Origin of the sequence: Paenibacillus sp. B01, from assembly GCF_009649995.1 — a bacterium.
Taxonomy (GTDB): Bacteria; Bacillota; Bacilli; order Paenibacillales; family Paenibacillaceae; genus Paenibacillus_O; species Paenibacillus_O pasadenensis.
Genome location: NZ_CP045802.1, coordinates 876426 through 894592, shown reverse-complemented (window position 1 = coordinate 894592; position 18167 = coordinate 876426). Strand labels below are relative to the sequence as shown.

The 18167-nt window shown below is 60.1% G+C and carries 19 protein-coding genes and 1 other annotated feature; of the genes, 9 read left to right on the top strand and 10 right to left on the bottom strand.

Going from position 1 to position 18167, the window contains the following annotated elements:
• Nucleotides 1-377: 377 nt before the first annotated feature.
• Together GE073_RS03930 and GE073_RS03925 are read right to left on the bottom strand one after the other, a co-directional pair.
• Complete coding sequence (locus GE073_RS03930) at nt 378-2129, bottom strand: (Fe-S)-binding protein (protein ID WP_228551256.1); 1752 nt, start codon at nt 2127-2129, stop codon at nt 378-380.
• Nucleotides 2122-3537 carry an FAD-linked oxidase C-terminal domain-containing protein gene (locus GE073_RS03925; RefSeq protein ID WP_028600110.1) on the bottom strand — a complete coding sequence of 472 codons (1416 nt, stop codon included), beginning with the start codon at nt 3535-3537 and terminating at the stop codon, nt 2122-2124. The genes GE073_RS03930 and GE073_RS03925 overlap by 8 nt, the downstream gene beginning before the upstream one ends.
• A 136-nt stretch (nt 3538-3673) precedes the next feature.
• Here GE073_RS03925 and GE073_RS03920 point away from each other — a divergent pair, with 136 nt between their 5' ends.
• Entirely contained in the window at nt 3674-4426 is a 753-nt protein-coding gene (locus GE073_RS03920; protein WP_052333503.1) for a FadR/GntR family transcriptional regulator, read from the top strand.
• Nucleotides 4427-4468: 42 nt separating this feature from the next.
• Here GE073_RS03920 and GE073_RS03915 read toward each other — a convergent pair whose 3' ends face one another.
• From GE073_RS03915 to GE073_RS03905, 3 genes are all read right to left on the bottom strand, one after another.
• Nucleotides 4469-4993, bottom strand: coding sequence for a hypothetical protein (locus tag GE073_RS03915; RefSeq protein ID WP_127464499.1), 525 nt, complete (start codon nt 4991-4993; stop codon nt 4469-4471).
• Between the two features lie 60 nt (nt 4994-5053).
• A complete protein-coding gene (locus GE073_RS03910) occupies nt 5054-6049 on the bottom strand; it encodes a hypothetical protein (protein ID WP_127464498.1) in 996 nt (331 codons plus the stop codon).
• A 240-nt stretch (nt 6050-6289) separates the two neighbouring features.
• On the bottom strand, nt 6290-7408 hold the full coding sequence (locus tag GE073_RS03905; RefSeq protein WP_228551803.1) for a zinc-dependent alcohol dehydrogenase family protein: 1119 nt from the start codon (nt 7406-7408) through the stop codon (nt 6290-6292).
• A gap of 165 nt (nt 7409-7573) precedes the next feature.
• Here GE073_RS03905 and GE073_RS03900 point away from each other — a divergent pair, with 165 nt between their 5' ends.
• From GE073_RS03900 to GE073_RS25280, 8 genes are all read left to right on the top strand, one after another.
• The gene (locus GE073_RS03900) at nt 7574-7942 is read left to right on the top strand and encodes a winged helix-turn-helix transcriptional regulator (protein ID WP_052333502.1); all 369 of its coding nucleotides are present in this window, start codon (nt 7574-7576) and stop codon (nt 7940-7942) included.
• 246 nt (nt 7943-8188) lie between these two features.
• Nucleotides 8189-8422, top strand: a binding site (T-box leader).
• Nucleotides 8423-8629: 207 nt separating this feature from the next.
• A complete protein-coding gene (locus GE073_RS03895; RefSeq protein ID WP_153782794.1) occupies nt 8630-10315 on the top strand; it encodes a 2-isopropylmalate synthase in 1686 nt (561 codons plus the stop codon).
• 51 nt (nt 10316-10366) lie between these two features.
• Nucleotides 10367-10576: a hypothetical protein gene (locus GE073_RS03890; protein WP_153782793.1), complete on the top strand. Its 210-nt coding sequence runs from the start codon at nt 10367-10369 to the stop codon at nt 10574-10576.
• Between the two features lie 101 nt (nt 10577-10677).
• Nucleotides 10678-11913, top strand: a complete 1236-nt coding sequence (locus GE073_RS03885) for an acyltransferase family protein (RefSeq protein ID WP_101808534.1) — start codon at nt 10678-10680, stop codon at nt 11911-11913.
• Nucleotides 11914-12067: 154 nt separating this feature from the next.
• Nucleotides 12068-12367, top strand: a complete 300-nt coding sequence (locus GE073_RS03880; RefSeq protein ID WP_146000494.1) for a hypothetical protein — start codon at nt 12068-12070, stop codon at nt 12365-12367.
• Between the two features lie 52 nt (nt 12368-12419).
• The gene (locus tag GE073_RS03875) at nt 12420-13166 is read left to right on the top strand and encodes a MerR family transcriptional regulator (RefSeq protein ID WP_228551255.1); all 747 of its coding nucleotides are present in this window, start codon (nt 12420-12422) and stop codon (nt 13164-13166) included.
• Nucleotides 13163-13405, top strand: coding sequence for a hypothetical protein (locus GE073_RS25285; RefSeq protein WP_228551254.1), 243 nt, complete (start codon nt 13163-13165; stop codon nt 13403-13405). The genes GE073_RS03875 and GE073_RS25285 overlap by 4 nt, the downstream gene beginning before the upstream one ends.
• Nucleotides 13406-13423: 18 nt before the next feature.
• Nucleotides 13424-13654 carry a hypothetical protein gene (locus tag GE073_RS25280; RefSeq protein ID WP_323744213.1) on the top strand — a complete coding sequence of 77 codons (231 nt, stop codon included), beginning with the start codon at nt 13424-13426 and terminating at the stop codon, nt 13652-13654.
• Between the two features lie 76 nt (nt 13655-13730).
• Here GE073_RS25280 and GE073_RS03865 read toward each other — a convergent pair whose 3' ends face one another.
• The 5 genes from GE073_RS03865 to GE073_RS03845 all read right to left on the bottom strand — a co-directional run bounded on the left by GE073_RS03865 (nt 13731) and on the right by GE073_RS03845 (nt 18128).
• Nucleotides 13731-14714 (bottom strand): ring-cleaving dioxygenase, encoded by a 984-nt coding sequence (locus GE073_RS03865; protein ID WP_101808533.1) that lies wholly within the window; start codon nt 14712-14714, stop codon nt 13731-13733.
• An 18-nt stretch (nt 14715-14732) separates the two neighbouring features.
• Nucleotides 14733-15356, bottom strand: coding sequence for an alpha/beta hydrolase (locus GE073_RS03860; protein WP_180968524.1), 624 nt, complete (start codon nt 15354-15356; stop codon nt 14733-14735).
• Nucleotides 15357-15364: 8 nt separating this feature from the next.
• Nucleotides 15365-16315, bottom strand: coding sequence for a VOC family protein (locus tag GE073_RS03855; RefSeq protein ID WP_028600104.1), 951 nt, complete (start codon nt 16313-16315; stop codon nt 15365-15367).
• A 114-nt stretch (nt 16316-16429) separates the two neighbouring features.
• Nucleotides 16430-16963, bottom strand: a complete 534-nt coding sequence (locus tag GE073_RS03850) for a MarR family winged helix-turn-helix transcriptional regulator (protein WP_280522975.1) — start codon at nt 16961-16963, stop codon at nt 16430-16432.
• 181 nt (nt 16964-17144) lie between these two features.
• Nucleotides 17145-18128: a C40 family peptidase gene (locus tag GE073_RS03845; RefSeq protein ID WP_101808532.1), complete on the bottom strand. Its 984-nt coding sequence runs from the start codon at nt 18126-18128 to the stop codon at nt 17145-17147.
• Between the last annotated feature and the right edge of the window lie 39 nt (nt 18129-18167).

Here is an 18167-nt window from a genome sequence, read left to right as displayed (position 1 = left end):
CTACGCAGAAATCCTCGCCCTGGCGAGCCAGAGGGAGCATCTCCGCCTCGGCGCCTCCACCAGCGGTAAATTTACCACATACGCGCGCCATTCCCTCCTCGGCGTCATCCCTCGTCTAGCCGAATGGGCGGCGAAAAGAACTCCGGTGCGCTCGCAGACGCTCTTTGCGTGATAAATTCCAGCCAGGCCTCCCCGATCCGCGATACCAAGGCTTGGAATCGAATGCCGAAAAAGAACCCGATCCTGAAAGACAGATCGGATTCCTGTTCGTTTTCCGGCTATGCCTTTCCGGTTATGCCCTTCCGGCTATGCCTTCCCGGCTTCGCTTTTTCGGCTTCGCTTTTTGGCTACGCTTGCCCGGTTCTACGCTATCCGTTCTAGCTCTTTCCGGCCGCGACCCGCTCATGCAGGAAGTCGACCACATGCATGACCTTCATCGTCGCCGGATCGCCGTGCTTGTGCACGCCGAGCTTCATCTGCAGCAGGCAGCCGGGGTTGCTCGTCAACAGGTAGCTCGCGCCGGTCGCGCCGGCATGCTCCATCTTGTGCTCCAGCAGCTGCCCGGCCATCTCCGGCTGCAGCACGTTGTAGATGCCCGCCGAGCCGCAGCAGCGGTCGGACTCCCGCATCTCCACGAACTCGACGCCGCCGGTCTGGCGGATGAGCTGGCGAGGCTCGGACGAGCCTTTCATGCCGTTGCGCAAATGGCAGGAATCCTGGTACGTGACCCGCACCGGCGGGCGCGTCTCGCCAGCGGCAGCCGGGTCCGTGCCGAGGGCGGAAGAGCATCCGCCGCCGCAGGCCGAGTTCGACCACGCCGCAGCGGCGGCCTCGCCTGCCGCCTGCAGCGCACCTTCCAGCGGCAGGCGGCCGCTGGCGACGAGCAGCCGGCTGACGTCGACGACGCGTGCCGCGAAAGCCTGCGCCAGCTCCGCATAATCCGGATCGTCCTGCAGCAGATGCCCGTACTCGACGAGCTGCGCCCCGCAGCCGCCCGCATTGGAGACGATCCACTCGATGCCGCCGTCGCGGAACGCCTCCAAATTGCGCCGGGCGAGCCCGCGCGCCTGATCCAGCTCGCCGCTGTGCGCATGGAGCGCTCCGCAGCAGGCCTGCTCGCGCGGGATGACGACGTCATAGCCCGCCTGTGCCAGCAGCTCCGCCGTATTCACGTTCGTGCCGGCGAACAGCACATCCATGATGCAGCCGCGGAACAGCGCCACCCGCCCGAGCGATTCGCCTTGGGCCGGCAAGTACGTGCCGATCCGCTCGATCACCCCGCGTGAAGAGGCATCCGGCAGGATCTCCTCCATCTCGCGGATCGGCGCGGGGAACAGCTTCATGATGCCGGCGCCGCGCGCGACGCGGCGCAGCCCCGACTTCTGGTACAGGGCGAGCGCGCCGCCGAGCGCCCGCAGGCTGCCTCGCTTCGGAAAGACGCCGCGGAACAGCGCCGCGCGGACGCCTTTGACAGGAACATTATGGTCGGAGTGGTCCTCCAGCGCGTCGCGCGCCTGCTCGATCAGCTGGCCGTACTTCACGTCCGCCGGGCAGGCCGGCTCGCAGGCGCGGCAGCCGAGACAGTGGTTCATCTGCGCGCGGAAGCTCTCGTCCGGGTCCATCAGGCCGTCGGCGACGGCCTTCATGAGCGCGATCCGGCCGCGCGGCGACTCCGGCTCGATGCCGGTCTCGCGGAACGTCGGGCAAGCCGGCAGGCAAAAGCCGCAGCGCATGCAGTTCGTCAGCTGGTCGTAATCCAGCTTGGCGAGCAGCGTGCGGGCCAGCGGATTGGCATGCTCGATCTGCGGCTTGCCGAAGCCGGAGCCGGAGCCGTGCGACGGTCCGGAACCGGGATGAGTCGCGCCTGGCAAGCCGTGCGGTGCCGCTTCCGTCGAAGCGCCCGCCGCCGTGCCGGTGCCCGGCAGCGCCGCGTGCAGGACGCCGCCGGCGTCCGCTGCCGAGCCCCCTGCCGACGCCATCCAGGCCGACGCCGAAGGCCGGCGCTCGGCCGGCAGCTCCTGCGCGAGCGCGGCCAGCCCGGCCGGCGCGGACGTCCATCCCAGGCCGAGCGAGAGCGCCGCCGCCCGCCGCGGCTTCAGCCGCTCCTTCAGGCTCATGCGGTCAGCCATGCTGGATCACCACCCTTTTGCGCCGGTCCTTGGCGAACATCTTGCCGGGGTTGAGCAGGCCAAGCGGGTCGAACGCGGCCTTGATGGCCTCCATCACCGCCATGCCGCTCTCGCCGACCTTCCACTCCAGGTACGGCGCCTTCACGACGCCGACGCCGTGCTCGCCGGTGATCGTGCCGCCCATCGAGATCGCCGCTTCAAAAATTTCCGCAAACGCCTCCTCGACCCGGTGCACCTCCTCCGCGTCGCGCGCGTCGGTCGTCGCCGTCGGATGCAGGTTGCCGTCGCCGGCATGGCCGAACGTCGCGATGTTCACCCCATGCTTGGCCGCGATCTCGCCGATGCGCCGCACCATGTCCGCGATGCGCGAGCGCGGCACGGTCGCATCCTCGAGGATCGTCGTCGGCCGCAGGCGGGCGAGCGCCGTGAAGGCGCTGCGCCGCGCCGCGATCAGGCGCTCCGCGTGCTCGCGCGTCTCGGCGACCTCGACGCGGTCGGCCCGCTCGGCGAGGCAGACCGCGCGGATCGCCTCCATGTCGCGCTCGACGACCTCCGGCTCGCCGTCCTGCTCGATGAGCAGGATCGCCTCCATGTCGCGCGGCAGCCCGAGCTTGGCGAAATCGTCGACGACCCGGATCGTCGGGTTGTCGAGAATTTCCAGCGTGGCCGGAATGATCCGGCTCTCGATGATGCGCGAGACGGTGCGGGCCGCACCCTGCAGGTCGCGGTACATCGCGAGCATCGTCTTTTTCGCCGCCGGCGGCGGCACGAGCTTCAGCGTCGCTTCCGTCACGATCGCCAGCGTCCCCTCCGAGCCGACGAGCAGCTTGGTCAGGTCGTAGCCGGCGACGTCCTTCACCAGCTTGCCGCCGGTGCGGATGATCTCGCCGCTCGCCAGCACCGCTTCGAGCCCGAGCACATAGTCCTTGGTCGTGCCGTACTTCAGCCCGCGCAGGCCGCCGGAGTTCTCGCTGATGTTGCCCCCGATCGTCGAGATCTTCATGCTGCTCGGATCCGGCGGATAGAACAGCCCGAGCGACTCGACATGGTCGGTGAACGTCTGCGTGATGAGTCCCGGCTGCACCGTCGCCGTCAGATTGTCCAGATCGACCTCGAGGATGCGGTTCATGCGATGCATGACCAGCACGACGCCGCCCTGCAACGGCACCGTCCCCCCGCACAGGTTCGAGCCCGAGCCGCGCGTCACGACTGGCACCCGATGCTTCGTCAGCAGCTTCATGATCTCCGACACCTGCTCCGTCGTCTCCGGGTACACGACCCCGTCCGGCAGGCTCTGCAGCATCGGCGTCCCGTCGTACGAATGGGCGACACGCGCCTCCATGTCGTCACGCGCATGCTTCTCCCCGACGATGGCCTGCAGCCGCTCCAGCAGCGATTGTTCCAGCATGTTCGCTCCTCCTATGCAACCCGATCTATTCATCAGGTCATCAGATGACTTATGTCGCTCATTATATGCTATAATGCTGGCATTGACTAGGGAGCGTTTGCAAAAACGCTCTGAGGAATTCGGAGGGCGAGGCTGCATGAAGATCACATCCGCCAAAAACCACGAGCTCGTCGCGGGCCATATGCTGGAGCAGATCCAGAGCGGCGCCTGGCAGCCGGGGCAGCGTCTGCCGTCGGTCGTCGAGCTGGCCGAGCAGTACGGCGTCGGCCGCTCCACGATCCGCGAGGCGACGAGCGCGCTCAAGGCGACCGGCTGGCTCGACGTGCGCCATGGCGGCGGCACGTTCGTCAAGGCGGTGCTGCCGAGCGACCCCCGCCACGGCGCGGACATGCTGTTCGAGAGCGCCGGCTCGCTCGCCGAGCTGCTCGAGGTGCGGCGCGCGCTCGAGGCCGGCGCGGTGCGGCTTGCCGCCTTGCGCCGCGGCGAGCCGGAGCTGGCGCGGCTGCGCGAGGCGTTCGCGCAGATGCGCCAGGCGCTGGAGCTCGGCGACACGGCGGCCGGGGAGCGCGCGGACACCGCGTTCCACATGGCGATCGCCGGCGCGGCCGGCAACCCGCTGCTCGCCGGCATGATGGAGTCGCTCGCGGACCGCTTCGAGGCGACGATCCGGCAGACGCGGGAGCTGCGCTTCTACCGCGAGCCGGGCACGGCCGAGCGGCTGCTTGAAGAGCACGCGGGCATCCTGGACGCGATCGAGCGCGGTGACGCCTCGCTCGCCGAGCGGCGGCTGACCGCCCATCTCGACGGCGTGCTCGCCGCGCTGCAGGAGGCGATCGCCGGGGGAAAGTTAAACCTAGAGACTATGAACAAAAACAATAAAATCAATTAAAGACAAAGCAGGTTACCGCCTGCTTTGTCTATTTTAGCATCCTTATTTGGGATCTGTTCTAATAACAAAAGCAATCTCTCTTTGTTCTCCCCCCCATTTTCCAATTACTCTAAATCCTCTAAACGTAGAACCTTGGTTATAATCGCTTATATTTGAGCTTAAGTTTGTTGCGAAATGTTCCAATATTGGAATCCTATATAATTCGCCTTTTTTCTGTAATTCGATGGTTTTTTGGGACCCTCTATATTTTAATGTCCCGTCTTGATTTAGAATATCATCAAATAAAATGAGCGAATCAGGGTTCTCTTCTTTAAATTCAATTGTAATCATCTCTCCTATTTTAATATAAGGTATATTCTCTTTATCCTGTTTCATTAATTCCTTTAAAGAATATATATTTTCATAATCAAAACTCTTTGTATTACTAGATAAATATCTTAATATATTTTCATTGTTTTTTATAACAATAGTACCTTTAACTTGACTGTCCAAGGTTTTCTCTTCACATCCATAAGTAACTATAGAAATACCAAACAATAAAAGAGTTATAATCATTTTCCTAATCATATACTAATACAACCTCCACAAATTTATAAAGCTCAGTATAAATATACTGAGCTTTATAAATTAATTCTTTTTCCAAATTGTTAAAGTACTAGAGTCATAAGGAGAATATCCTGCTGTATGTTTCATTACAGGGCCTTGTCCCCATTTTGAAATTATTTTTAACGAAGTAGCACTTGCTATTGGCCCAGCTGCTTCATACACAATTCCAGAGTGGTCACCATTATTATAAAAGACCCTAGTGTTTATACCTGCATTAATTAAGTTTGAGAAACTTGAATAACTTCCATCTGACATATATTTACTGGGGTCATTCATCCAATACGTATTTCCAGTACTATTAGAGTACCATGCATAAGAGTGACAGTTAAAATTAGTTGTTGATGTAGAACTATAGGTAGCATTTGGATATTGCTGTTGTACCGATTGATTCAAATCAGATTTTTGAATAAGTGTTAGCTCCTCACCTCTTATTATAACAGGAACAATAGATCCTTTAGGAGTTTGAACTGTTGCTGATGTATACGCTACCCTAGTAGATGCATCTGATTCAGAACTAAGATACTTATCCATTTTTTCTTGAGCATCAAGTTTATTACTGACCTTACCCCATATAGTTTTATCACTCAAAAGAATTGCTATTGATAATTGATCCAATGATTCCCCTTGTTTTAATTCCAAGTTTTTATTAAGTGCTTCTAAAAGTTTTTCACCAGCATCATTTCTTTCGAGTAGAGCCTTAAAAGCACTAGATTCATTTTCCAAAACTTTTAGACCTTGCTCATATGAATTAAAAAGATAAATTGTAGAATCAAGTAAAGGATAGTCTAGTACAGCTTTAATAAGGTCTTCAGTTGACATATTATTTAACTCTGTGCTTGAAATTTTAGAGGCCTCAACCATCTCTCTTTTCGTTTTTAATTTGGACCATTCAATTTTATTCTCAGGAGTAAGCTGATATTTAAAACCCTTTGAATTGGCACTGGCAGTCTGTCCACTAAAATTAATACTTAATGCAAGGAGTAGTGATAAGGAAATTGTTAATGTTTTTTTCTTCAAACAAATACCTCCATTTTTAATTCATGTTATTTCTGGTTTTTAATTTTTAAACACCGAATAAATAAATATTATAATATAACCCTTTTCTTGTAAACGTATATTTCTTAAAATGGTAAGTTAGTCTCGGTAGACTTTGTGACTTAGAGGCTATATCATCGGTTTTCCTACATTTTTCGACATTTATTAAGACAACTTTTTTGTCTTCGCTAATGAAATGGGAGGCTAGCACAAACTATCCATTTAAGGTAGAGCAATTTTTCTTCGCAGAAGCTTTTTAGTTGCTTTTTTCGCAGCCTTGTCTGCCTCAGAGGCTGCGGTCGACGGCAGCGGCCGCAGGCGATGCTGCTCCAGCACGATCTTGCCGACATGCTCGCCTGCCGTGAGCCGCGCGAAAGCCTCCTCATACCGCTCCAGCGGGTAGACGCGGTCGATGGCCGGCCGCAGGCGATGCTGCTCCAGCGCGCGGATCATCGCCTCGAACATGTCCCGGCTGCCGACGCTGACCGCTTGCAGGCGCGCCCGGTGCTGGATCGCCGGCACGATGCGGAAGCCCTCGACCGCGCCGCCCGACAGCAGTCCGACGAGGCTGATGCGTCCGCCTTGGCGCAGCGACTCCACCGAACGGTTCAGCGTGTCCGCGCCGCCGACGTCCAGCACATGGTCCGCTCCGCGTCCGCCGGTCAGGCGCAGCACCTCGCGTTCCCACTCCGGGTGCTCCCGGTAGTTGATGCCCTCGTCGGCTCCCAGCTCCCGCGCCCGCTGCAGCTTGTCCTCGCGGCTCGACAGCACGATGACGCGCGCGCCTTGCAGCTTGGCGAGCTGCAGCGCGAACACGGCCACGCCGCCCGTGCCCTGCACGACGACGGTATCGCCAGCCTTCACCCGCCCCTCCTCCACGATCGCCTGCCTGGCGGTCACCGCCGCGCACGGGAGAGCGGCCGCCTCGGCATCGCTCAGATACGCCGGCACGGCGACGAGCGATTGCTCCGGGAATACCCGGTATTCCGAGAACACTCCGTCCAGCGGGCCTCCGAGCGAGCTGGCCCGGCTTTCCACCGTCACCTCGCCGGAGATCCACTCCTGGAAAAAGATGCCGCTGACCCGCTCGCCGACCGCGAACCGGCTCGTTCCGGGTCCGAGCCGCATGATCTCCCCGACAGCGTCGGAGCCGAGCACGAGCGGCTGCGCCAGATCCCAGCCGTATACCCCCTCGATGAATCCGGCATCCCGCGCATTGAGCGACACGGCCCGGATGCGAACCAGCGCTTCCCCTGGCCCCGGCTCCGGAATCGACCGGCTCGCCAGGCTCACTCCCTCCATCCCAAGCTTCCCTTGCAGCTGCAGCGCCTTCATCGTCATCCTGCTCACGCTTCCTCTCTCCGTCCAGCCGCCGGCGGAACGCCTCCTATTCCCGAGTTGCGTTCTCGGGTATGGCCTTCATGCTAGCAGATCGGCTATACTCGGGGTAGAAGGCACTTTGTCGTGCACGGGTTACCCCAATGTGACCTGGGAGGCGTTGGATCGATGAGCAATGCCGAAACATCCGGGCTGGCCGCCAAGCGAAAGCCCGACATCTCGCCCGACCGCTGCGACTACACCAAGTTCCTGGACATCGTCTCGAGCAAATGGAGCGCGCTGATCCTGTACGCGCTGGAAGACGGCCCCGTGCGCTTCGGCGAGATGGGGCGGCGCATCGAGGGCATCTCCAAAAAAATGCAGACCCAGACGCTGCGCCAGCTGGAGAGGGACGGCCTTGTCCATCGCGAGCTGACGCCGCTCGGCCAGTCGCTGATCGGACCGCTGCGCGAGCTGAAGCGGTGGGCTTCGGCTCATCACGGCGAGGTGGTGCAGGCCCGGGACAACTATGACCGAACCTTGGAGCGCGCCGACTGACGGCCGCCTAGCCGGGCGGCTTGGCTGGAGGCATTCCGCCAAATCCGCGCCTCGGTCCGGCCTAGGCCAGAGCTGTCTCTTCTCCGCACTTCTCCGCACTTCTCCGCACTTCTCCGCACTTCTCCGCACTTCTCCGCACTTCTCCGCACTTCTCCGCCTGGCGGGAGCCGCCTCTTTCCCCCCTGCTTGACAACCTTCGAACCGATGGCCTATACTCTTCCCTAATTCAAGCTTTGCTTCATACCTTCAAAAGTCATGATTAGAACCAGTAGGATGGAATCGACCTTTCAGAGAGCCGCCGGGTGGTGCGAGGCGGCAGGAGCGCTCCGTCCGAACTCCTCTATGAACTGCTGCCTGACAACGTAGGGCCAGCCGGAATTCCACCGTTACAGGGATAGATGGTGATGGCCATCGAACAAGATCATGCCTGCGTTCAGGCATGAATTAGAGTGGTACCGCGGGTTATGCCCCGCCTCTATGCGTAGAGGCGGGGCTTTTTGCGTTCCGGCGGTGATCGGCGGGGCTCCTGAGCCCCCCGCTCACCGCCGCGAGGCGCGAGAATTGCGCCGGCTCGTCCGTCAGGACGGAAGCCTTGGACGCATGCTGCCGGAAGGATTCCGGGTCCTTCCGGCCCCGCTTCACATACACGGCCTTTCCACCCAACCGAACCCTAAGGAGATGACGAGGATGAACCGCAACATCATCGTACTGGATACGACGCTGCGCGACGGAGAACAGGTGCCGGGAGCGAAGCTCAACATGCCGCAAAAAATCGAGATGGCCCAGCAGCTGAAGCGGCTCGGCGTCGACATCATCGAGGCGGGCTTCCCCGCTTCGTCGCAGGGCGACTTCGAGGCGGTGCAGGCGATCGCGCGCAGCGTCGGCGACTCCGTCTCGATCACCGCGCTCGGACGCGCCGTCAAGAGCGACATCGACGCCGTCTACGAGAGCATCAAGCTCGCGCAGGACCCGCTCATCCATATCGTGCTCGGCACGTCGAACATCCATGTCGAGAAGAAGTTCAGCCGCTCCAAGGAAGCCGTGCTGCAGATGGGCGTCGACGCCGTGCGCTACGCCAAGACGCTGCTGCCTGCCGTGCAGTATTCGACCGAGGACGCCTCGCGCTCGGAATTCGAGTACCTGTGGGCGACGATCGAGGCGGTCGTGAAGGCCGGCGCGACGATGATCAACGTGCCGGATACGGTCGGCTTCGCCGTGCCGGAGGAGTTCGGCGACCTGATCCGCCGCATCAACGAGCGGCTCAAAAACCTCGACGATCGCGTCGTGCTGAGCGTGCATTGCCACAACGACCTCGGCCTGGCGACGGCCAACACGCTGAGCGCGATCCGCGGCGGCGCCGACAAGGTCGAGGTGACGATCAACGGACTCGGCGAGCGCGCCGGCAACACCTCGCTGGAGGAGGTCGTCATGGGGCTGAAGGTGCGGGAGAGCTTCTACCGGGCGCAGACGAGCATCAACACGAAGGAGCTGATCCGCAGCTCGCGCCTGCTCACCCATCTGACCGGCCTCGACGTGCAGGTCAACAAGGCGATCACCGGGGAGAACGCCTTTGCCCACTCCTCCGGCATCCACCAGGACGGCCTGCTCAAGGACAAGAACGTGTACGAGATCATGTCGCCCGAGGACGTCGGCGCGGACAGCATGGAGCTCGTGCTGACCGCCCGCTCCGGCCGGCATGCGTTCAAGCATGCGGTGGAAAAAATGGGCTTCGACACCTCGGACGGGGCTGAGTTCGAGGCGCTTTTCGCGCAGTTCCTGGAGCTGGCCGACACCAAGAAGGAGGTGTACGACCATGACGTCTATTACCTCGCCTCCAGCCGGTCCGGCGCGTCCCGCAGCGGCGGCAAGGAGCTGTACGAGCTCGATTCGTTCCAGGTCATCACGAACGACCTGTACCCGACCGCGACCGTGCAGCTGCGCAAGGGCGGCGAGGCGGTGAAGGGCAGTGCCGTCGGCGACGGCCCGATCGACGCGCTGTACACCGTGCTGCGCCAGCTCGTCGGCATCGACGCGGAGCTGAAGGACTACAAGATCAGCAGCCTGTCGCGCGGCAAGGAAGCGATCGGACGCGTCAACATCCGGCTCGCGGTCGGCGGCCGCTCCTACTCCGGCCGGGCGATGGACACCGACATCATCAAGGCGAGCGCAGGCGCGTTCCTGAACGCGGTCAACGCGGCGCTGCTGGACGAGGGGGCCGGGACGACGGCGGAGCAAGCGGCGGCGAACGAGGGCGCGGAGCAGGCGGCAACGGGGCAAGTCGCAGAGCACGCGGCGGCAGCTTCAACGTCGGGGCAGGCGGCAGCGAGCAAGCAGCGGGGGCATCGTCGGAGCAAGCGGCAGGCACCGCTGTGACCGGGGGCGCGGCGGCAGCGGCGCCATCCGCCTCCGCGGCGGAGTAGCGGCGTGGCGGACACGTCCTGGAAGCTGGATCAGGTGACGGAGCATGATTTGCAGGAAGTGGCGGGGGCATTCCGTTCGGCGCGGGACAAGGCCGACAACCGGCTGGAGCCGGCGTTCGAGCAGGGCGAGACGCTGCAGAGGATCGGCTTCGCCCACGCCGACTGCTGGTTCAAGTGGTTCGAGCTCGCCGTGTTCGGGGGCGTGAAGCCGTAGAGTTTCACACAAAGATTCATTAGCATTTCCTCATTTGGGTTTAAAATCCATAATACGGGTGTTAAGGTAAGGTAAAACATTCCGGGTGGACAACGAACGCCATGAACGATGTTTCTTTAGACAACAAGCTCGTCTATTTGGATGGCTTGCGCGGACTGGCGGCCTTTGCCGTCGTGATTTCGCACTATATGCAGGTATTCTATCCCGCTGCGCTCAGCGGCAATCCGCAGCAGGCCCATTCGCAGTGGGATGTCGGGTACGGACAGACTCCGCTCAACCTGTTTTACAACGGCCAATTCGCCGTATGCTTGTTTTTCGTGCTCAGCGGATACGTGCTCAGCGTGCGCTTTTTCGAGCGACAGCTTGATCCGGAAGCTTTTCTCCAATCGCTGCAATCCAGTGCCGTCCGCCGTTACCTCCGTCTTGCCGTGCCGGCTGCGGCGTCCGTAGGCCTTGTCTACCTCGGCTTGATGACGCATGCTTTTCATCTCCAGGACATATGGGAAGCGACTGGGACGGACATGAAAAAGGACTACTATGCTCTGGACCAGCATCTTTACACCGTCATCAAAGCAGCGGTCTTTGATCCGTTTTTCCGCTTTGAAAGCCACCCCTACAATCCCGTCCTGTGGACAATGAGCTATGAATTGCTGGGCTCCTTCCTCATTTTCGGCTTCATCGCCCTTTTCGGTCGAGCGAAAAGAAGATGGATCGTCTATGCGGTGCTGTCCCTCGCGTTCATCCAGACTTACTTCGTCGCTTTTCTGTGGGGAATGCTGCTGGCCGATCTGCTCCGTGGCAGATGGATCCGCCGGACGAGGTCGACCCTGCTCGTGCTGGCCGCAGGAATCTATCTCGGTTCAGCGCCCTACATCCCACTGAAAGGAACGATGTACGAGCCGATTGCGGCCACGACCGCCTTGATCAATGGATGGATTCAGCTCGACCTGAATTCCCGGCTGCTCGCTCGCACCGCAGGCGCGGCCATGATCCTGTTTGCCCTGCAGCGGCTGAAGCCGCTGCAGCTTCTTTTGGCATGGAGACCGTTCGCTTATTTAGGAAAAGTGTCCTTTTCGCTCTACCTCGTCCATTTCACGGTCCTGACGACGTTTTCCGCGTACGTGTTCAGCAAGGCGATGGCCCACTTCGGCTACAACATCGCCTATGCGATTACGTTCGCGGCTTCTATGCCGCCCTTGTTCATCCTGTCGCATTTTTACATGAAGCACATCGATCAAGGCGCGATCAAGCTCGCTCGAAGCGTAGAACAGAAGATGACGGCGCCATCCGCGATGCGCCGCCGAGCGGAAACGGACGACTCTACCCTGTCGGGATGAACGTTTTCGTTAAAAACTCCTTAAAGCGCGAGTTTCCCCACTCGTTCAAGACTATTCAAAGGCTATTCCGCTAGGATTCCATATGCTTCAATGCTTATTGCATTTGAATTTGATTTATAAAGTCGTTTGAACTCCTGTACTCTTTTGGAGGATCATGGACAAAAGCTTGAATCTGACGAGCTGCCAGAGTACGATTCAAAGACTGTATGCTCGAAATAAAACTCCCGTAATAAGCGGATTCAACCTTTTCACATCCCTTCCTTCATCAGCATCAATTAAAAAAGAAGCGCCTTCCGAGGAAGACGCTTCTTTTTCATTCCCGACCCTTCAGCCCTTCGCTGTCGGCAGCGGCTTCAGCTTCGCCTCGATCGCCTCGATCGCCTCGATTCGAGGGGATTTTTTTGGAGGTATTTTAAGTTGTCGTTTTGCATATAACGTTTATTATGGATATTGAAAAATCACAAACAAATGAAGTAAAATGGAAGGAGATGAAGGAGCTGATGCATATGAGCAGGGCTGTCTTTGATTATGCTCAAGAACAAATCGAAATGGCCTATCATGAACAAAATCCAGTTCTGTTGGAAAAAGAAACGGATTATGTTTTCACGAAACTGCTTGCCAGCTTATCCACGTTGTTTCCTGAACAGCTAGTTGGCATTTCCATCAAGCCGTTTTTGTTTTCGACAAGTCATTTATTCTCCTCCACCCATAAAAATAAATTGTTCAAGTGGCTGGATCGCCTGTACCAGTTGGATCTGCCTGCTTCCGACATGGATTTCGGCAAACTGAAGATCGACTTTGAACTTTGGTATTACGAACTGGGCGGCGATTTCATCGAGTTCTCCTACCAGAAAAGCTACTTGATGAAGCCATCTGAAGCAGCAGAAGCGCTTGGCATATCGACCGTCACGCTGCACAAGTACATCAAACAGGGACTGGAATGTTTGGATAACGGATCTCAAAATAAAATCCCTAAACATGCCGTGGAGTTGCTGAAGGATCCTGTTTATGGCGTTCTCATGCAATTGATCGGACAAAAGAAAAAGCGCCTTCATCAAAAGCCTGCCGAACGATTGGGAGAAATTTACAAAGAAATTGCGGAGTACCAAATTCGTTATGGGGCGGCAACGGTTCACGAAGCTTTTGCTGAATATGACGGAGATGAAATGGATGATCCGACCGACTATTACCGATGGAAGGATCTAACGGAAGAAATAACTGAAATTTTAAAAGACACAGGAGGGGGCAAGTGAGGAAAACGAATGCTCCCTCGCTCCTATTCCCTGCAGATATTCCGGAGCTTCTTGAAGAGTTCCATGATCTTTTTCAAACGTATGAAAGATTTCAGGACAGAGAGTCCATCTATGCCGATTTTAGGATGGACCGTAAACGGCTCGAAGTCGTTTTTCCCTTAAAGGAACATCCCATTCATGGAATTACCGGACTGAGGGCTTATGAAAAATACGACGATCAGGGCTGCGTAGAAAAATAGGACTATCAATGGAAACGCATCCTGCCTAAAGGCGGCATTCAGGCCACTCATATCTCTTCCTGGGGAAACGAGCCGCATGACGCGCCCGGGACACCTGAGGAATACCGAACTGAGACCGAACCTCATCATCATCACTATGATCCCGCTGATCGAAGGAAACGGAGAGAAAACTGGACGGTCAGAACTTTGCGAGACGCTTTGCTCTTTGTAAAAGAATACATAGATAGCGGCAGGGAGTACACGGGTTGACGGTAGAACCAGCCCGACAGGCAGCAACAAAAAAAGCGCCTTCCTCGGAAGACGCTTCTTTTTCATTCCCGACTCTTCAGCCCTTCGCCGTCGACAGCGGCTTCAGCCTCGCCTCGATCGCCTCGCGCTTCGGCTCGAGGAACGGGGGCAGCGCCAGCGCCTCGCCGAGGCTGTCCAGCGGCTCGTCGGTGTCGAAGCCGGGACCGTCGGTCGCCAGCTCGAACAGGATGCCGCTGGGCTCGCGGAAGTACAGCGACCGGAAGTAATACCGGTCCACATAGCCCGAGTTGCCGAAGCCCGCCTGCCCGATGCGCTCCACCCACTCGCGCAGCGCCTCTTCGTCCTCGACGCGGAACGCGACATGGTGCACGCCGCCGCGGCCGAGCCGCTCGCGGTCGAGGTCGTGGCGCTCCTCGACATGCACCTCGGCGCCGCTGCCGCCCTCGGCGACCTCGACGACGACGATGTCCGGCTGTCCCGGCACGTCGGCCGGATAGGCGCTTTTGCGGCGGAAGCCCATCAGCTCCGTCAGCACCCGCAGCGTCGGCTCTGCGTCCGCCACGGTGAGCCGCACCGGGCCGAGCCCGAGCACGCCGTGCTCCGGCGGCACCGGGCCGCCTTCCCAGGCGACGCCGGCCGGCACGCCGACGTTGCGCTCGTCGGAGACCAGCCGCATGCGCTGCCCTTCCGGATCGCGAAAGTCGAGCGTCAGCTTCCCGTCGCGCTCCTGCGGCTCGTCATGCTCGACGCCGAGCCGGTCGAAGCGGTCGATCCACCAGCCGATCGAGGCGTCGGTCGGGATGCGCAGCGACGTCGTCGAGATGCTGGAGACGCCGTCCCGGTTGCGCCCCATCATCGGGAGCTCGAAGAAGGTCAGCTCCGTGCCGGGATTGCCTTTTTCATCGCCGTAGAACAGATGGTACATGCTCGTGTCGTCCTGGTTGACCGTCTTCTTGACGAGCCGCATGCCCATGACCTGCGTGTAGAAATCGTAGTTGTTCGCCGCTCGGGCCGTCATGGCCGAGACGTGGTGGATGCCTTTAAGTCCGTTTGCCGCCATTGTCGTTTCCTCCTCCGCTCAGTTCTGTCCCGCCTGGCCGAACGTCCGCTTGAACCATTCCGCCGCCGCCCGGGCTTCCGTGCCCGTCAGCTGGTGGCCGTAGTTTTCCCAATGCACCTCGACCTCGGCGCCCGCTCCGCGCAGCAGCTCCGTCAGCTCCTCCGTCTCATGCGGCGGGCAGATGCGGTCGTTCGCTCCCGCTCCGATGAATACCGGCATGCCGCCGAGCGCCGGCAGCTGCAGGCCGCGCCGGGGCACCATCGGGTGATGCAGCGCCGCGCCGCGGAACGACTCCTGCTCATGAAAGATCAGGCTCGCCGCGATGTTCGCGCCGTTGGAGTAGCCGACCGCGACCATATTGCTCCGGTCGAGGCCGTATTCGGCCGCCGCCGCATCCAGGAACGCATGGAGCTCGCCGGTGCGCAGCACGAGATCCTCCTCGTCGAAGACGCCTTCCGCCAGCCGGCGGAAAAAGCGGGGCATGCCGTTCTCGAGCACCTTGCCCCGAACGGACAGCAGCGCCGAATCGGGCGAGATCATCGCGCCGAGGCCGAGCAGATCATGCTCGTTGCCGCCCGTGCCATGCAGCAGCACGAGCGTCGGAGCCGCCGGGTTTTTGCCTTCTTGGTAAACGTGGATCATGTCCAGGCTCATTGTTGTCCCTCCTTCAGCTTGCGGACCTCGATCGGCAGCAAGCCGTCCTCGATCTGCTGGCGATGCGGCTCGTACCAGGACGGCAGCATCAGCTTGGCGCCCATCTCCTCGGCCGGCTCGTCGACCGCGAAGCCGGGAGGATCCGTCGCGATCTCGAACAGGATGCCCCCGCTCTCGCGGAAGTACACGGCGTTGAAATACTGGCGGTCGATGACCGGAGTCGGCTGGAAGCCCGCTGCCGCCGCGGCTTTGCGCCACTCCTCATGCTCGTCGAAATCCTTGGCGCGCCAGGCGATGTGGTGGACCGTGCCCGCGCCGCCATTGCCCCAGTCCATGTCTCCGACCGGCACGTCGATGACGTTGCCGAGCTCGCCTTCGCCGCGGAAGCGGGCATAGCCGTCCTGCTCGCCGTCCGGCGTCAGGCCGAGCGTGCCGACGAGCGTGCGCCGGGTGCCTGCGCTGTCCGTGCTGTAGAGCACGGCGCCGCCGAAGCCCTTGATCGCGCGATCCGCCGGAATGTCCGCGAAGCCCCATGTATTCAGCGGGCCTTCCTCGCGCTCGACGATTTCCAGCCGCATGCCTTCGCGGTCCGCGAACTGCAGGAACGTCTCGCCGAAGCGCTCGGTCCGCCGCGCCTCGACGCCGAAGCCGGCCAGCCGCTCCTCCCAGTACGGCAGCGCGCCGACCGGGACGCTGAGCGTCGTGATGCCGACCTGGCCGCCGCCGATCCGGCCCTTGCGCGAGCCCGGATGCGGGAAGAACGTCAGGATCGTGCCCGGCGAGCCGCCCTCGTCGCCGAAGTACAGATGGTATACTTCCGGCGCGTCGAAGTTGATCGTCTTTTTGACCATCCGCAGCCCGAGCACGCCGGCATAGAAGTCGACGATGCCCTGCGGGTCGGTCGCGAACGCGGTGATGTGGTGGATGCCTTTCGTCACAGGCTTCATGAATGATGCCTCCCTATTATCTTAAAGTTAAAGTATTAGACCTGAAGCGGCGAATTATGCAATGCGCGCGGCGCGGCGGGCAGGAATGCGCGTCTGCGCCCGCCCCTTCCGCTCCTACCCGGCCTCCGCCCCTTTGCCGAGCTTCTTGAGCAGCTCGGACAACTGCCGCTTCTCCTCCGTGTCGAGCGCGCCGGTCAGCCGGTGGATATGCTCCGCGTGGGAGGGAAAGATCGAATCGAACAGCTGCCGTCCCTCGTCCGTCAGCTCTGCGAACGTCACGCGGCGGTCATCCGGAGACGGGATGCGCCGCAGCAGCCCTTTCTTCTCGAGCTTGTCGATGTTGTAGGTGACGCTGCCGCTCGTGACGAGGATCTTCTCGCCGATCTGCTGCAGCGGGATGCGTCCTTTATTGTAGAGGACCTCCAGCACGGTGAACTCGGAAGGCGACAAGCCGTAGCCCTTCATGTCGCGAATCGCCGGATCCATCACGGAGCGGTACGCCTTGGAGAGGACGACGAACACCTTGAGCGAAAGCTCCCGGTCCGCAGCGGCATCCGCTGAGCCAGGCGCCGCGTCTGCGCCCGTCGCTTCTGGCGCGCCGGGTCCCCCTGTCGTTTCGTTCAGCTCCCGATCCATTTCGTCCTTCATGACGGCATCCCACTTTCGTTTCTTCTTTAATTCAAATATCTTAAATTAAAGATAATAGAAATTGCAGCGGTTGTCAACCTTAGCCGCGGCTGCTCCGCGCAGCGATGCTAATTTGGAAAAAGGAGCCGTCCGAGGTCGTCGCGTCGACGCCCGTGGACAGCCCCTCCTTTCAAGGTCCTGCTTAAAGCACCCGCTTCGCGAAAAGGAAGCGGCCTTTCCAATAGTCGTTGAACTCGTCGATGACGACGCCCGGATCGCCGTAGGTGTGGATCATCTTGCCGTTGCCCGCGAAGATGCTGACATGGCCGACGACCTTGTTGCTGTCGAAGCGGCCCGGCGTGTAGAAGAAGAGCAGATCGCCCGGCTGAAGATCGCTTTGGGATACGCTCCTTCCCAGCTGTCCCTGCTCCCTCGACGTGCGCGGCAAGGATACGCCGACCTTCTCGAACACATACTGGGTGAACGACGAGCAGTCGAAGCGCTTCGTGCTCTCGTACGTGCCGCTGCCGAAATCGTACGGTGTGCCGAGGAAGCGGCGCGCGAGCGACAGCAGCTTGTCCGCATCGGCGGCCGACAGCGTGCCGTATCTGCCGCCGATCGTCTGCGGCCGCGACGTTTCGCTCATCTGCATCGAGATGCCGCGCTGCGTGCTGCTCTTGGCGCTGTCCTGGATCGGCGTGAACCGGAGCTCGCGCGACTGCGCGTTCCAGCGCACCGGCGTCTCGAGCAGCGCCGTCAGCGATTCCGCCGACACGCTCGACTTGCCGCCGATCGACTGCGGCGCGGACGGCAGCTGCACGACGCGGCCGCCGCTCATCGCGTTGCGGTCGCCAAGCCGCAGCCGATAGGCCGCGTCGGTATCGCCGATCGCGTAGCCGTCGCGCAGCTCGCGCACCTGCATGTTGAGCGCCCGCGCGGCATGCTCGATCGGCAGCCATACTTGGCCATCCGCGCCCGTCGCCATCGGCACGCCGGTGACGCGCGTCTTTCCGACGACGATCGTGCCCGCTTCCAGCTGCTGCGAGACCTGCTGCATCTTCATGCGCGCCTCGTCGTACGGCCGCTCCGCCTGCGTGCCGCAGCTCGCCGCCAGCGCAGCCGACGCCGCCAGCAGCGCCTTCAGCGCCGCCCTTCGCGCGGCTTGCGGCCGCTTTTCCTTTGCCATGTCCAACACTCCCCGGAGTCAATGTAAGCTCTCTCCTAG

Coding starts and splice junctions, on each gene's coding strand:
- GE073_RS03855 (WP_028600104.1), bottom strand. CDS start 16,315: ATGAAGCCTGTGACGAAAGGCATCCACCACATCACCGCGTTCGCGACC.
- GE073_RS03905 (WP_228551803.1), bottom strand. CDS start 7,408: ATGACGATGAAGGCGCTGCAGCTGCAAGGGAAGCTTGGGATGGAGGGA.
- GE073_RS03860 (WP_180968524.1), bottom strand. CDS start 15,356: ATGATCCACGTTTACCAAGAAGGCAAAAACCCGGCGGCTCCGACGCTC.
- GE073_RS03885 (WP_101808534.1), top strand. CDS start 10,678: ATGAACGATGTTTCTTTAGACAACAAGCTCGTCTATTTGGATGGCTTG.
- GE073_RS03915 (WP_127464499.1), bottom strand. CDS start 4,993: ATGATTAGGAAAATGATTATAACTCTTTTATTGTTTGGTATTTCTATA.
- GE073_RS03895 (WP_153782794.1), top strand. CDS start 8,630: ATGAACCGCAACATCATCGTACTGGATACGACGCTGCGCGACGGAGAA.
- GE073_RS03845 (WP_101808532.1), bottom strand. CDS start 18,128: ATGGCAAAGGAAAAGCGGCCGCAAGCCGCGCGAAGGGCGGCGCTGAAG.
- GE073_RS03930 (WP_228551256.1), bottom strand. CDS start 2,129: ATGGCTGACCGCATGAGCCTGAAGGAGCGGCTGAAGCCGCGGCGGGCG.
- GE073_RS03920 (WP_052333503.1), top strand. CDS start 3,674: ATGAAGATCACATCCGCCAAAAACCACGAGCTCGTCGCGGGCCATATG.
- GE073_RS03850 (WP_280522975.1), bottom strand. CDS start 16,963: ATGAAGGACGAAATGGATCGGGAGCTGAACGAAACGACAGGGGGACCC.
- GE073_RS03875 (WP_228551255.1), top strand. CDS start 12,420: ATGAGCAGGGCTGTCTTTGATTATGCTCAAGAACAAATCGAAATGGCC.
- GE073_RS03880 (WP_146000494.1), top strand. CDS start 12,068: ATGGACAAAAGCTTGAATCTGACGAGCTGCCAGAGTACGATTCAAAGA.
- GE073_RS03925 (WP_028600110.1), bottom strand. CDS start 3,537: ATGCTGGAACAATCGCTGCTGGAGCGGCTGCAGGCCATCGTCGGGGAG.
- GE073_RS03900 (WP_052333502.1), top strand. CDS start 7,574: ATGAGCAATGCCGAAACATCCGGGCTGGCCGCCAAGCGAAAGCCCGAC.
- GE073_RS03865 (WP_101808533.1), bottom strand. CDS start 14,714: ATGGCGGCAAACGGACTTAAAGGCATCCACCACGTCTCGGCCATGACG.